The sequence below is a fragment of the Streptomyces luteoverticillatus genome (assembly GCF_003970715.1).
GTDB classification, from domain to species: domain Bacteria; phylum Actinomycetota; class Actinomycetes; order Streptomycetales; family Streptomycetaceae; genus Streptomyces; species Streptomyces abikoensis.
Genome location: NZ_CP034587.1, coordinates 5,716,468 through 5,730,079, shown reverse-complemented (window position 1 = coordinate 5,730,079; position 13,612 = coordinate 5,716,468). Strand labels below are relative to the sequence as shown.

15 protein-coding genes are annotated in these 13,612 nt (G+C 72.9%); 7 read left to right on the top strand and 8 right to left on the bottom strand.

Annotation, left to right across the window (positions count from 1 at the left end; all coding sequences use genetic code 11):
- Positions 1–25 precede the first annotated feature (25 nt).
- The 3 genes from EKH77_RS25590 to EKH77_RS25580 all read right to left on the bottom strand — a co-directional run bounded on the left by EKH77_RS25590 (position 26) and on the right by EKH77_RS25580 (position 1,723).
- Positions 26–622, bottom strand: coding sequence for a DUF4865 family protein (locus EKH77_RS25590; protein ID WP_126916649.1), 597 nt, complete (start codon positions 620–622; stop codon positions 26–28).
- 14 nt (positions 623–636) lie between these two features.
- Positions 637–1,218: a TetR/AcrR family transcriptional regulator gene (locus EKH77_RS25585; RefSeq protein WP_126916648.1), complete on the bottom strand. Its 582-nt coding sequence runs from the start codon at positions 1,216–1,218 to the stop codon at positions 637–639.
- A gap of 97 nt (positions 1,219–1,315) precedes the next feature.
- On the bottom strand, positions 1,316–1,723 hold the full coding sequence (locus EKH77_RS25580) for a ribonuclease domain-containing protein (RefSeq protein WP_126916647.1): 408 nt from the start codon (positions 1,721–1,723) through the stop codon (positions 1,316–1,318).
- A 184-nt stretch (positions 1,724–1,907) separates the two neighbouring features.
- Between EKH77_RS25580 and EKH77_RS25575 the strand changes: the two genes are divergently transcribed.
- From EKH77_RS25575 to EKH77_RS25565, 4 genes are all read left to right on the top strand, one after another.
- Entirely contained in the window at positions 1,908–2,549 is a 642-nt protein-coding gene (locus tag EKH77_RS25575; protein ID WP_126916646.1) for a helix-turn-helix domain-containing protein, read from the top strand.
- A complete protein-coding gene (locus tag EKH77_RS33105; RefSeq protein WP_164737858.1) occupies positions 2,546–2,722 on the top strand; it encodes a DUF6126 family protein in 177 nt (58 codons plus the stop codon). The genes EKH77_RS25575 and EKH77_RS33105 overlap by 4 nt, the downstream gene beginning before the upstream one ends.
- Positions 2,723–2,794: 72 nt before the next feature.
- On the top strand, positions 2,795–3,460 hold the full coding sequence (locus tag EKH77_RS25570; RefSeq protein WP_126916645.1) for a transcriptional regulator: 666 nt from the start codon (positions 2,795–2,797) through the stop codon (positions 3,458–3,460).
- Positions 3,454–3,975, top strand: a complete 522-nt coding sequence (locus EKH77_RS25565) for a GNAT family N-acetyltransferase (protein WP_126916644.1) — start codon at positions 3,454–3,456, stop codon at positions 3,973–3,975. The genes EKH77_RS25570 and EKH77_RS25565 overlap by 7 nt, the downstream gene beginning before the upstream one ends.
- Before the next feature lie 49 nt (positions 3,976–4,024).
- Here the strand turns inward: EKH77_RS25565 and alc are convergent, their stop codons facing one another.
- Both alc and allB read right to left on the bottom strand, forming a co-directional pair.
- Positions 4,025–5,143 (bottom strand): allantoicase, encoded by a 1,119-nt coding sequence (gene alc, locus EKH77_RS25560; protein ID WP_126916643.1) that lies wholly within the window; start codon positions 5,141–5,143, stop codon positions 4,025–4,027.
- On the bottom strand, positions 5,143–6,486 hold the full coding sequence (allB, locus tag EKH77_RS25555; RefSeq protein ID WP_126916642.1) for an allantoinase AllB: 1,344 nt from the start codon (positions 6,484–6,486) through the stop codon (positions 5,143–5,145). Before allB ends, alc begins: the two co-directional genes overlap by 1 nt.
- 194 nt (positions 6,487–6,680) lie before the next feature.
- Here allB and EKH77_RS25550 point away from each other — a divergent pair, with 194 nt between their 5' ends.
- On the top strand, positions 6,681–7,454 hold the full coding sequence (locus EKH77_RS25550; protein ID WP_126916641.1) for an IclR family transcriptional regulator: 774 nt from the start codon (positions 6,681–6,683) through the stop codon (positions 7,452–7,454).
- Between the two features lie 194 nt (positions 7,455–7,648).
- Here the strand turns inward: EKH77_RS25550 and EKH77_RS25545 are convergent, their stop codons facing one another.
- Complete coding sequence (locus EKH77_RS25545; protein ID WP_126916640.1) at positions 7,649–8,011, bottom strand: DUF5955 family protein; 363 nt, start codon at positions 8,009–8,011, stop codon at positions 7,649–7,651.
- 162 nt (positions 8,012–8,173) lie between these two features.
- Here EKH77_RS25545 and EKH77_RS25540 point away from each other — a divergent pair, with 162 nt between their 5' ends.
- The gene (locus EKH77_RS25540) at positions 8,174–8,794 is read left to right on the top strand and encodes a nucleotidyltransferase family protein (protein ID WP_126916639.1); all 621 of its coding nucleotides are present in this window, start codon (positions 8,174–8,176) and stop codon (positions 8,792–8,794) included.
- Positions 8,795–8,915: 121 nt separating this feature from the next.
- Positions 8,916–10,514, top strand: coding sequence for a malate synthase A (aceB, locus tag EKH77_RS25535; RefSeq protein WP_126916638.1), 1,599 nt, complete (start codon positions 8,916–8,918; stop codon positions 10,512–10,514).
- Positions 10,515–10,575: 61 nt separating this feature from the next.
- Here aceB and EKH77_RS25530 read toward each other — a convergent pair whose 3' ends face one another.
- Both EKH77_RS25530 and EKH77_RS25525 read right to left on the bottom strand, forming a co-directional pair.
- Positions 10,576–12,114: a YfcC family protein gene (locus EKH77_RS25530; RefSeq protein WP_126916637.1), complete on the bottom strand. Its 1,539-nt coding sequence runs from the start codon at positions 12,112–12,114 to the stop codon at positions 10,576–10,578.
- Positions 12,115–12,197: 83 nt separating this feature from the next.
- Positions 12,198–13,565: a nucleobase:cation symporter-2 family protein gene (locus tag EKH77_RS25525; protein ID WP_126916636.1), complete on the bottom strand. Its 1,368-nt coding sequence runs from the start codon at positions 13,563–13,565 to the stop codon at positions 12,198–12,200.
- Between the last annotated feature and the right edge of the window lie 47 nt (positions 13,566–13,612).

Below are 13,612 nucleotides of genomic sequence, written 5' to 3'. Positions count from 1 at the left end.
TGATTGGCGCGTAACCGACGGACCGTCACCAGTGGCGGCCCTCGGGGAGCTCCTTCAGGTGGGGGTGTGACAGGTGGAGCACCTCATAGCGCTCGGCGCGCTCGTCCTCGCCCGGCGGAACGGCGTGCTCCCACAGCGTGAAGCGCAGCAGCTGCCAGTGGCGGGGGTCGAAGGCCAGCGCGGTGGTGTGCGCCCCGGCCCGGCCGGCGAGCTCGTCCAGCTCGCCGAGCGCGTCCGCCACCACGGACTCGGGGTCGGCGTCGGCGGGCATCGGGGTCAGCAGCCGGGAGGCCGCGCGCGGCGCGGCGGAGCGGGCCGGGCCCGCGTGGCAGGCGATGCCGGTCCAGTGGTGGACGGCCGGGCGGCCGAAGGAGGCGACGATGCCCTGGAATCCCCCGCCGCCGACCAGGAACTCCCCCATCGCGCCGACGCCGTCCCACAGGTAGAAGGGGGCGTACTGGTTGACCGGCGAGCCGTCGACCCCGCGTTCCCTGATGACGTAGGCCTTCAGCCCCAGCCCCGCCCGGTCGTCGAGGACGTGGGCCCGGGCCGCCACCCGCTCCCGGATGATGGTCATGTCGTAGTCGGCGGGCAGGGTGATCTCGTACTGCATCGCGTACATGGCGGCTCTTCTCCTCAGTCGGCTCGGTGCCCGGTGGTGGTGTGCGCTGCGAGCAGCCCCAGGACGCCGTCGACGGCTCGCCGGAAGGGCTCCTCCGATCCGGCGGCACGGGCGAGGACGTAGCCGCCCTGGAGGACGGCCACCACGGTCGAGGCGGTGTCGGCGGGGTCGAGCCCGGCGTCGAGCTCACCACGGTCCCGGCCCTCGGCCAGCACGTCCGCGATCCGGGCCCGCAGCCAGGCGAAGGTCTCGTCGACCGGTGCGCGCAGCACGGGATCGGCCATGACGTCGGGGTCCTGGGTGAGCCGGCCGATGGGGCAGCCCTTGAGGACCTCGCGCTCGCGCCGCAGATACGCCGTGACGCGCTCGACGGCCGTGCCGGGCGCGGCGAACCGCTCCTCGGCGGCGGCCCGGAGCTCCTCGGCGGTGCGCCGGATCGCGGCGAGGGCGAGGTCGGGCTTGCCGGAGAAGTGGTGGTACATGCTGCCCTGACCGGCGCCGGCGCGCTGCTGGATCGCCTTGGGACTCGTACCGACGTAGCCGCGCTCCCACAGGAGTTCACGGGTGCTCTCGATGAGGCGTTCCGGGGTGCTCATGATCCCAGTGTACATACCAGTAGGTACAACCGATCTTGAGGGAACGCCGGAGCCCCGTCACCGCGCATCGGTGACGGGGCTCCTCGACGAAAAGAGGTCAGCAGGAGAAGTCGACGAGGTCGAAGCTCCGGTAGTGGTCGGCCGTGTAGTAGTCCTCGTGCGCGCCCTTGCCGGCGATGACACGGCGGGCGCCGCGGTCCGGGGAGCCCGGGGTGATGACGGTGTACTCGTGGTAGTACCCGCTCGCCTGCTTGGGGAGGACGCCCTCACGGTTGGAGAAGACGATCCCGTCCCGCGGGTACGGGAAGGGGCCGCCCTGGTCGATCAGCCGGATGGTGTCGTGGGCCTGGGAGGGCAGCTCCGAGTAACAGATGTCACCGACGGACTGCACGCTCACCACCGAGGGAGCGGCCGACGGGGCGGCCACGGCGGGGGTGCCGAAGAGGAGGGTGCCGGCGACGGCGGCGAGGGCGCCGAAGCGCACGAGACGATGGGGGGTTGTCATGGACATCAGGATGACCGGCGAGCCGTATGACATGTCAATGCCAATCTCCTGATGTTCCCTTGACGTTCATCACGTTGACCGAGGAGATCGTCTGTGTCCACGCCGCCACACAGAGAGACGTCGAGGTTTTACCTCTGAGGCAAAAGTTTTGCCCCACGGGCAAGAGCGGGTCTATACCGGAACCATGAGTCCGCTGCCCGACCCCCAAGAGGGTCCCCACGAGGTGACCGAACTGCCCGCCGTCGCCCCGCGACTGCGCGCGCTGCGCCGACGGAGCGGGCTGACCCTGGAGGCCGCCGCGGCCCGTGTGGGCCTGTCCCCCGCGCATCTGTCGCGGCTGGAGACCGGACGGCGCACGCCGTCCCTCCCCATGCTGCTGGCGCTGGCACGGACCTACGGTACGACCGTATCCGACCTCCTGGGCGAGGTGCCCGCCGAGCTCGACCCGATCGTCCGCGCCGACCGCATGGAGCCGCAGGAGGCGGGCGGCTGGACCTACTGGCGGGCCGGCGGCTCCGGCCGCGCCATGCAGGCGCTGCGGCTGCACGTGCCGCAGGGCCGGGACAGCCAGGAGGAGCTGGTCCGCGTCCACCCGGGCGAGGAGTGGCTCTACGTCACCCGGGGACGGCTCCGGCTGTCGCTGGGCGGGACCACGCACCTGCTCGACGCCGGTGACGCCGCCCACTTCGACTCCCTCACCCCGCACCGCATCGCCGCCGCGTCACGCGACGGGGTGGACCTGCTGTTCCTCCACACACTGCTCCAGAGCGGCGCCGCCGAGCTGTGCCTCGGCGCCACGTCGACGACCCAGAGGGGAATCCGATGAGCGACAACGCGACGGAAGCGACGGGCACGACAGGCTCCACGGGCGCGAAGCGGTTCCGCGAGGAGGACCGGGCCCCGATGGGCATGACGTTCCGGGTCTTCATCTACCTCGTCGCCGTCCACTTCATCGTGGCCTTCTTCTTCCTCCTCTTCTATCTCGGCGGGGCGAAGTAGCCCGGAGGCGCGAAGTAGCCCGGAGGCGCGAAGTGACCCGGCGGGCGGGGTGGCCCTGGCTACCCTGGTCCCATGGCCCGTACAGCCCGGCAGGTCCTCGACGAAGCGACGCGCGAGCTGGCACCGGAGGCGGGGGCGAACCGCCTGGTCCCCCTGATCGCGGCGGGCGACGCCCCCGTGACCGCCGTCGCCGCCTTCGCCCTCGAACAGCACCACGTCATCGCCTCCGACGCCCGCAGCTTCCTCCACCTCGCCGAACGGGCCGCCCTGCTGCGGCAGCCCGCCGTCGCCGCCTTCTTCGACCACCTCGCCCAGGACGAGTCCCGGGCACTGGCCTGCCTCGGCCCCCTCGCGGCCGCCTGCCGGCTGGACGAGGAGGCGGTGCGGGAGCACGAGCCGCGCGCCGGTTGCCAGGCGTACCCGGCGTACGCGGCCTGGCTGGCGCTGGGCGCCGAGCCCGTCGACGTGGTCGTGGCCCTGTGCGCCAACTTCGCGGCGTGGGGCGACTACTGCGCCACGGTGGGCCGGGCCTTGCGCGAGCACTACGGCTTCGACGACGAGGCGTGCGGCTTCTTCGACCTGTTCGCCGCGCCCGACCCCGAGGGCGCCGAGCGCGCGCTGGCCGCCGTGGGCACCGGCCTGGTGGACGGCCGGCTCACGGAACGGCTGGCGCGCCGTTACGGTCGGCTGCTCCAGGACTATGAACTGATGTTCTGGGCTACGCTCGCGGCATGCTGAACTACCGTTCGGCGCAAGCCGACGAGCTGGCCCGTGTCGACGCGCTCGACAACTCCTTCACCACGGACTCCGTCATCGTGGTCACCGCCTCGGACGACGGCTTCCGCCTGCGCACGGTGCGGGTGAGCCCCCCGCTGCGCAAGGTCTACCCGGACGACGAGGACGAGGACGACCGCCCCCGCGAGACCGTCGTCGCCCAGGACGGCGCGGAGCTGTGCGGCGCGATCACCTTCGCCTACGAGGCCTGGAACCGCAGGCTGTTCGTCGCCGACGTCCGGGTCGCCCCCGGCCGCCGGGGGCAGGGCATAGGCCGCGGCCTGATGGACCGCGCCCTCGCGCGCGGCCGTGAACTGGGCGCCCGGACGGCCTGGCTGGAGGTGACGAGCGTCAACGCGCCCGCGATCCAGGCGTATCGCCGCATGGGGTTCGCGGTGTGCGGGCTGGACACCACCCTCTACCGGGGGACGGCGGCGGAGGGCGAGACGGCGCTGTTCATGAGCCGCGCGCTGGCCTGACGCCCAGGCTTGACGCCCAGGCCTTACGCCTGGCCGGCCGGCCATACGCCTAGCCGGCCGCCAGCCCCCGCGCGCCCTGCTCCGTCAGCGAGCCGTGCACGCGCAGCCGCGCGATGCCCCCGTCGGGGAAGATGTCCACCCGGACGTGCGTGGCGACGGCGGGACGGTCCAGGACGAAGCGGTGGACGGTGTCCGGCTCCAGCCGGGTCCGGGGCAGCAGTTCCCGCCACCCGGTGGTGTGGTCGGCGGGGTCGGCGCCCGTGGCGGCGTCCAGGACGGACAGGGCGGCCCACCCGGCCGCGTTGCCCTTGTAGCAGCCGGTGTCGATCTCCACGGCCCGGAGGGACGCCTGCCCGGTCAGCCGGTAGCGCACCCAGTCGTGGCCGCGGTCGCGGCGGCGGCGGGTCTCCCAGCCGTCGTCCATCTTGCGGGAGCGCCCCGGATGGATGGCGTTCACCGGGGACGAGTAGAAGCGGTCGGAGGCGTCCTCGGCGTGCCCGCCGTTCTCCAGCGCGGCGAGGTCGAAGGTGCCCAGCGCCGCCAGCCAGGCCGGGTCGGGGGCGGCCTCGCCGTGGACTCTCAGCCGGGCTATGCCGCCGTCGGGGAACTGACTGAGTCTCAGGTGGGTGAAGCGCTCCCCGCCCCCGACGGCGAAGCCGTTGGCGGCGTGCCCGCCGACGGGGGTGCGGGGAACGAGGACCGTCCACTTCACGTCGTCGGCGAGCAGGTCGGCCGGGGACGGCGAGCCGGGCAGCGAGGCGCCCTCCACACCGACGGCGTGCGGGTGGTTGCCGCGGAAATGGGCGGTGTCGACGACCACGCCACGGACGACGCCGGGCACGCCGAGCCGGACGATCGCCCAGTCGTGGTCCTCGTCCGAGGGATGCGGCTCGCCGGCCGTGGCGCCGCGCCGGCGGCGGGTCTCCCAGCCGTCCATGACCTTGCCCTTGTGGCCGAAGAGGGCGGGGTCGAAGTGCGGTGCCTCCGGTTTGATCAGGTTCTCGCGCTCGGCGAAGAACTCGTCGTTGGCGGCGATCACCGAGCCGCCCAGCCGGCGGTCGGCCAGGTCGGGAAGGTGGGTGAAGGGGAAGTCGGCGGTCCGGTAGTCGGCGTAGGGGTCGCCGCCGGTGTACGGGGCGGCGCCGCCGGCGAAGGAGGGAATGCTCATCAGCGCTCCAGGAGTCGGCCGGTGGGTGCGGTGAGGGCGGGCGGTCCTGTCAGGGGGGTGCCGTGGTCGGTCACCTTGCGGCCGCGCAGCCAAGTGGACCGGACGACGCCGGTCAGGGTCCGGCCCGCGTAGGCGGTGACGGGGTTGCGATGGTGGAGCGCGGCCGCGTCCACAGTGAAGGTCTCGTCGGGGGCGAGGACCGCGAAGTCGGCGTCCCGGCCCCCCTCGACGGCGCCCTTGGCGGACAGGCCGGCGAGGGCGGCGGGGGCGGTGGACATCCAGCGGGCCACGTCGGCCAGGGTGCGGCCGCGCCGCCGGGCCTCGGTCCAGACGGCGGACAGGCCCAGCTGGAGGGAGGAGATCCCGCCCCAGGCTTCCGCGAAGTCGGGGACCTTGAGGTCGGCCGTGCAGGGCGAGTGGTCGGAGACGACGCAGTCGACGACCCCGTCGGCCAGCCCGGCCCACAGGGCGTCCCGGTTGGCGGCCTCACGGATGGGAGGGCAGCACTTGAACTCGGTGGCCCCGTCCGGCACTTCCTCGGCGGCGAGGGTCAGGAAGTGTGGACAGGTCTCGGCGGTGATCCGTACGCCTTCGGCGCGGGCGGCGGCGATCAGGGGCAGCGCGTCGGCGGAGGACAGGTGCAGTACGTGGACGCGGGTGCCCCGGCGGCGCGCGACGTCGACGAGCGCGGCGATCGCCTCGTGCTCGGCGGCGCGCGGGCGGGAGGCGAGGAAGTCAGCGTAGCGAGGGCCGCCGCGCTGCGGGGCGCCGGCCAGCCGGTCCGGGTCCTCGGCGTGGACGATCAGCAGGGCGTCGAGCTCGGCGATCCGGGTCGCGACGGCGTCCAGGTCGTGGCGGTCCAGGTGCGGGAACTCGTCGACGCCGGACGGGGAGAGGAAGGCCTTGAAGCCGAGGACACCGGCGTCGTGCAGCGGACGCAGGTCGTCCAGGTTGCCGGGCAGCGCCCCGCCCCAGAAACCCACGTCGATGTGCGCCCGGCCCCGGGCCACGGCCTGTTTGGCGCGCAGGTGGGGCACGGTGGTGGTGGGCGGGATGCTGTTGAGCGGCATGTCGACGAGCGTGGTGACCCCGCCGGCGGCGGCCGCCCGGGTGGCGGTCGCGAAGCCCTCCCACTCGGCCCGGCCGGGGTCGTTCACATGCACATGGGTGTCGACGAGACCGGGCAGGATGACGTCGTCGCCCAGTTCCTCGACGGGGGTTCCCGGGGGCGGCTCGGTCCCGTGGGGCAGGACCGCCGCGATCCGGCCGCCGGTCACGGCGACGGCGGCGGCGCGCACGCCCTCCGGGGTCACCACTCGTGTCGAACGCAGCAGCAGTTCCACCGTCCGCCCCTCGACGAATCGTCAACGATTTGTTGAACAGCGCTGCCCGCAGTCTTCAGCCGCCCCGCGACCCCGTCAAGAGTCCTTTCGTTATATGGAATCCTGATTTCACCTGGTAGAAACCAGCATGTGACAGAGCCCGTAACACGTGGAGTGGCCGGTAGGCTGCTGCCACCCATCCCGGAAGGAGCGCCGTGCCCCCGTCCGCCGAGCCCCGAACCGCCTCCGCCAGCGGCGGCGTCCAGTCCCTCGAGCGCGCATTCGACCTGCTGGAGCGGATGGCCGACGCCGGCGGCGAGGTCGGGCTGAGCGAACTGTCCACGAGCAGCGGGCTGCCGCTGCCCACCATCCACCGGCTGATGCGCACGCTGGTGGCCTGTGGATACGTCCGGCAGCAGCCCAACCGGCGCTACGCGCTGGGCCCCCGGCTGATCCGCCTCGGCGAGAGCTCCTCACGCCTGCTCGGCACCTGGGCCCGCCCCCACCTCGCGCGGCTGGTGGACGAGACCGGCGAGACGGCCAACATGGCGCTGCTCGACGGCGACGAGGTCGTCTACGTGGCCCAGGTGCCCTCGCGGCACTCGATGCGGATGTTCACGGAGGTCGGCCGGCGGGTGCTGCCCCACACCACGGGCGTGGGCAAGGCGCTGCTGGCCCAGGCCGGGGACGACGAGGTGCGGGCACTGCTGGCCCGGACGGGCATGCCGGCCGCGACGGAGAAGACGATCACGTCGCCGGAGGACTTCCTGACGGAGCTCGCCCGGGTGCGCGAGTCGGGCTTCGCGATGGACGACAACGAGCAGGAGATCGGCGTCCGCTGCCTCGCGGTGCCGGTGCCCGACTCCCCCACGTCCGCGGCCATCTCCATCTCGGGCCCGGCGGGCCGCGTCACGGAGTCCGCGACGGAACGGATCGTGCCACTGCTGCGGGAGGTCGCGGCGGAACTGTCGGAGACGCTCGCGGGCTGAATTCAGCCCGTCCGGCGCTTGAGGACAAAGCGCAGCAGCCCGTCCGGCGCTTGAGGACAAAGCGCAGCAGCCCGTCCGGCGTTTGAGGACGACGCGCGTCAGCGCGGAAGGGGGTGCGAGGGGGCGAAGCCCCCTCGGAAACGGTGAAAGGGCGGGACCGGGGCACCCCCACCCGGCGGACGCGCCGACCCCGGTCAGGCCCCCTCGCGGGGGTGCGGCACCCCTTCTGGGGCGCCCGGACCGTCCCCGAACCGATCAACCGCCGCCCGCACTTCACCGAGCGCCGACCCCAGCGCGCTCACGGACCCCACCGCCCCCGCCACCAACAGCAGCGAGCGCCGCAGCCGGGAGACGTCCGGGTGCCCCGTGCGCGCCATCGCGTCGAGCGCGGCCAGCTCGTCCTCGGCGGCGTCCCTGTCGGGTAAGGGCGCGGGGTGCCCGGCCAGCGCCCGGCGCAGCCTGGCCACCGCGACGCCCAGCTCACCGGCTCTCGGGTCGGGATCCTCACCGGATCGTCCCGTTCGCTCCACTTCCACCACCACGGCGCCTTCCGCCACGACTGTCCCCCTCCCGCACGCACGCCCGCCCGCGCGGATCAGTTAACGCCACTTCACGTGTGACGCGCCACACTCACAGCGAAATTCAGGCCGCGCGTTCACGTACGAGTGACGAACTCCCGTACGGCGCACACGCGGTCGCCCATACGGTATGCAGGGGCCATGGCATGGATGACGGACGGCGGACCGGTCGCGGGGCTGCTGCTGGCGGCCGGCGGTGGGCGGCGGCTCGGCGGGCGGCCCAAGGCGCTGCTGGAGTTCCGGGGCGGCCTGCTGGTGGAGCACGCGGTGCGGGTCCTGCGCGAGGGCGGCTGCGCACGGGTGTGTGTGGTGCTGGGCGCGGGGGCGGCGGAGGTACGGGCCCGGCTCGGTGCGGCGGCGGACGTCACCCTCGTGGAGAACCCCGACTGGGCCCAGGGGATGGGCACATCCCTGCGCGCCGGGCTGGCCTCACTGACCGCCTCGACGGACCCGGCGTCGACGACGGCGGCGCTGGTGACGCTCGTCGACCAGCCGCGCGTCGGCGTCGAGGCGGTGGCGCGGGTGCTGGCCGCGCACCGGGCAGGGGCGAGGCTCGCGGCGGCGGCGTACGGGGGCGAGCGGGGGCACCCGGTGCTGCTCGCCCGGGAGCACTGGGAGGGCGCGGCCCGGGCGGCCGACGGGGACACGGGCGCGCGGGCCTATCTGCGGCAACACGCCGCCGCCATACGGCTCGTGGAGTGCGCGGACATCGCCTCGCCCGACGATGTCGACACTCCGGACGATCTCGGCCTCCTGCGCTGAGCCGCCCCGACGCCCCATTGAACTTCCACAATGAGAAAACTATTCTCCACTAGCCGAGGCGGCACCGCGTGCCGCACCGCTCGCTGAAGGGCCGCATCGCCCGCTGAAGGAGTGACAGCCCATGTCCGCGCCTGCTCCGTCCTCGCCGGCAGCCGTCGAAGCCCCGTACGTGGAGCGGCAGGAGGAGGTGCTCACGGAAGCGGCGCTCGCGTTCGTCGCGGCGCTGCACCGCCGGTTCACCCCGCGCCGTGACGAGTTGCTGGCCCGCCGCGCCGAGCGGCGCGCGGAGCTCGCCCGGACCGGTCGGCCGGACTTCCTCCCGGAGACCGCCGCCGTCCGCGAGGACCCCGACTGGCGGGTGGCGCCCGCCCCCGCCGCGCTGGAGGACCGGCGCGTGGAGATCACCGGGCCCGCCGACGACCGCAAGATGACGATCAACGCCCTCAACTCCGGCGCCCGCGTCTGGCTCGCCGACATGGAGGACGCCTCCTCCCCCACCTGGCGCAACGTCGTCCACGGCCAGCTCAACCTCATGGACGCCTTCGCCCGCCGCATCGACTTCACCGGCCCCGAGGGCAGGACCTACGCCCTCGGGCCCGCCGAGCGGCTCGCCACCGTCGTGATGCGCCCCCGCGGCTGGCACCTCGACGAGCGCCATCTGACCGTCGACGGCCGCCCCGTCCCCGGTGCCCTGGCCGACTTCGGCCTCTACTTCTTCCACAACGCCCGGCGGCTGCTCGACCTCGGGAAGGGGCCGTACTTCTACCTCCCCAAGACCGAGTCGCACCTCGAGGCCCGGCTGTGGAACGACGTCTTCGTCTTCGCCCAGGAGGAACTGGGCATCCCCCGGGGCACGATCCGCGCGACCGTCCTCATCGAGACGATCACGGCGGCCTTCGAGATGGAGGAGATCCTCCACGAGCTGCGCGAGCACGCCTCGGGCCTCAACGCCGGCCGCTGGGACTACCTCTTCTCCATCATCAAGAACTTCCGCGACGCGGGTGAGGCGTTCGTCCTCCCCGACCGCAACGCCGTCACCATGACGGCCCCGTTCATGCGCGCCTACACGGAGCTCCTGGTGCGCACCTGCCACAAGCGCGGCGCGCACGCCATCGGCGGCATGGCCGCCTTCATCCCGTCCCGCCGGGACCCGGAAATCAACGAGGTCGCACTGGAGAAGGTCCGGGCCGACAAGGACCGTGAGGCCGGCGACGGCTTCGACGGCTCCTGGGTCGCCCACCCGGACCTGGTCCCGGTCGCCCGCGCCTCCTTCGACGCCGTCCTCGGCGACCGCCCGCACCAGAAGCACCGCCTGCGCGAGGACGTACGGGTCACCGCCGACCAGCTCGTCGCCGTCGGATCCCTGGAGGCCAAGCCGACGATCGCCGGGCTGCGCAACGCGGTGCAGGTAGGCCTGCGGTACATCGAGGCGTGGCTGCGGGGGCTGGGCGCGGTGGCCATCTTCAACCTCATGGAGGACGCGGCCACGGCGGAGATCTCCCGCTCGCAGATCTGGCAGTGGGTGGCCGCGGGGGTCGTGCTCGACAACGGGGAGAAGGTGACGGCGGGGCTCGTCCGGGAGGTGGCGGCGGAGGAACTGGCGTCCGCGCCGGAGGCGTCGGGCACGTGGCGGCAGGCGCACGACCTGTTCCTGCGGGTGGCGCTCAGCGAGGAGTACGTGGACTTCCTGACGCTGCCGGCGTACGAGCTGCTGGAGTGAGGGTGCCCCAACCCCGCCCTTTCACCGTTTCTTCCGGGGGTAGGGCGGGACCGGGGCACCCTCACCCGCCGCCGGAACCGACCACCGCCCCCACCGCCACGAACGCACACACCAGCACCGCCAGGATCACCAACAGCGGCCACACGAACCGCAAGTACCGGTCGTAGCCCACTTTCGCCAGCGACACCCCGCCGACCACCACGGCCGTGGTCGGCACCCAGAGGTTCATCCAGCCGCTGGCCGACTGCCAGGCCGTCACGACGAGCGCGCGGGCGACGCCGGCGAACTCGGCGAGGGGCGCGAGGATCGGCATGGCGAGCGTCGCGTGCCCGGACGTCGACGGGATCAGGAACGCGAGCGGCAGGTTCACCACAAAGACCATGACGCCGAAGAGCGCCTCGGGCGTGCCCCGGACCGTGCCCTCGATGGCGTGGAGCACCGTGTCGATGATCTTCGCGTTCGTCATGATGACCGTGATGCCGCGCGCGAGCACGATCACCAGCGCCGGCGCCACGAAGTCCGCCACGCCCTGCACGATCGTGGCGCTGAGCTTCTGCTCGCCCAGCCGGGCGACGAGCCCGACGAGCACCGCCGCGACGATGAACAACGCGGCCAGCTGGGCGAAGCCCCAGCCCAGTTCCCAGCCGTAGGGCGTCGCGTCGGCCTTGCCGCTGAGCGCGCTCGCCCAGGGGATCACCGAGAAGATCATGAAGGCGAAGACCAGGGCGACGAGCACCAGCACGCCCTTCTGGAGGCCCGTCAGCTCCGGCGGGTGGACCGCCTGCTCGGCGAGTTCGCGGTCGCCCTCCCGGAAGCCGACCAGGGAGCGGGCCGGGTTCGCCCGCACCCGGCGGGCGTAGCGGACGACGTAGGCGATGGTGACGGCCGTGAGCACCAGCCACATCGCGAATCTCAAGGCGATGCCGTCACCGAGTGAGATTCCCGCCGCCGAGGAGGCGACGCCGGTGGCGAAGGGATTGACCGTCGAGGCCAGCACCCCGATGCCCGCGCCGAGGATGATCGTGCCGGTCGCGACCATGCGGTCGTAGCCGAGCGCCAGCATCAGCGGCACCAGCAGCCCGTAGAACCCCAGGGTCTCCTCGGCGAACCCCTCGACCGTCCCCAGCAGGGAGAAGACGGTCATCACCCCGGCGATGAGCAGCGCCCCGCGCTCCCGGAGCCGGTGGGCAAGGCGTTCGATGCCACGGTCCAGGGCGCCGGTGGCGAAGACGACGGTGATGAACGCGCCGATGGCGAGGACGAAGAGGAACACCCCGGCGCTGCCGTAAAGCGTGCCGACCGCGTCGGGCGCGACCTCGCCGGTCTTGAGGTCGCGGACGCCGTAGAGGCCGTTGACGGGCGCCAGGAAGAGCTGACCGAGGCGGTGGACGAAGCCGCCCCGGGCGGGTTCGTGGTGGTAGGTGCCCTGGAGGGGGCTGCCGTCGGGGCCGCGGTCGTAGGTGCCGGAGGGGATGAAGAAGGCGACGATCCAGACGGCGACCGTCACCACCGCGAGGACGGTCAGCGCGCTGGGGAAGACGAAGCGACGCGCGGTCCCCGCCGGCTCCCGGTCCTCCCTCTGCTGCGGTTGCTCCTCCACGACGGCACACCAATCAGTCTCTTTGGGGTCTTTGTCGGGATTCTGGCGTACGGCCGCGTCCGGGTGGCTGAGGCGCGCAGGCCTCACGGTGCCCGTCGGCCGCGCCCCACGTGGTTGAACGCGAGGTTCAGCAGCACCGCCGTCAGGCAGCCCGCGCTGACCCCCGAGTTCAGGATGATCTTCAGGGTCTCGGGGATCGCGGTGTTGTCGTAGAAGGCCCGGGAGACGACCGGGATCAGGCCCATGCCGAGGGAGGCGGCGGCGATCAGCAGGTTGTCACCCTGGTCCAGGCCCGCCGTGCGGAGGACGTCGATGCCGCTGGCGGCGACCGTGCCGAAGAGCACGATGCCCGCGCCACCGAGGACCGGCTGCGGCACGAGGGCGATGAGGGAGGCGAAGACCGGGCTCAGGCCGAGCAGGACGAAGAACAGCCCGCAGGCGGCCACGGTGTAGCGGCTGCGGACGCGGGTGATGGCGACCAGGCCGATGTTCTGGGCGAACGCGCTGTTGGCGAAGCCGTTGAAGAACGGGCTGACGGCGCTGCCCAGGGTGTCGGCGCGCAGGCCCGAGGCGATGACCTTCTCGTCGGCCCGGCGGCCGACGATCTCGCCGAGCGCGAGCATGTCGGCGGTGCTCTCGGTCATGCAGACCAGCATCACGACGCACATGGAGACGATCGCCGGCACCTCGAAGACGGGGTGGCCGAAGTGGAAGGGGGTGGGGAAGCCGACGAGGGCGGCGTGCCGGGTGGCGGTGGTGTCGACGACGCCGGTGGGGACGGCTATCAGCGTGCCCGCGACGATCCCCAGCAGGATGGCGATCTGGCGCAGGAAACCGCTGAGAAGCCGGCGCAGGACGAGCACGGTCACCAGCGTCGCCCCGGCCAGGGCGAGATTGGTCAGCGAGGCGGGCCGGTCGGGACGGCCGCCCTGGATCCAGCCGAAGGAGACGGGCAGCAGAGTGATCCCGATGAGGGTGATGACCGTGCCGCTGACGACGGGTGGGAAGAACCGCACGAGCCGGCAGAAGGAGGGAGCCAGCACAAAGCCCAGGACTCCGGCGACGATGACGGCGCCGTGGATGACGGGCAGCGCGTCCCCGTGGCCGGCGCGGGCGTCGGCGATGGCGAGCATGGGGGCGACGCCCGCGAACGAGACGCCGTTGACGAACGGCATCCTCGCCCCGACCTTCCAGAAGCCGATCGTCTGGAGGAGCGTCGCGATGCCGGCCGTGAAGAGGGCCGCCCCGACCAGGAAGGTGATCTCCTTCGGTGGGAGGCCGAGGGCCGCGCCGAGGACGAGCGGCGGGGCGACCACCCCGGCGTAGCTGGCGGCCACGTGCTGGAAACCGCCGGCCAGCAGCCGGCCGGGGGCGGGGACCTGGTCGACGGGGTGGAAGCCCGTACCCGCTCCGTCCCGCTCGGGGTCGTCGTCCTCCGGTTCTGCGGTCACGGCTGTTCCTCCGGTGTGGTGGGGGATGAAGAAGGACCGGGGCGCGG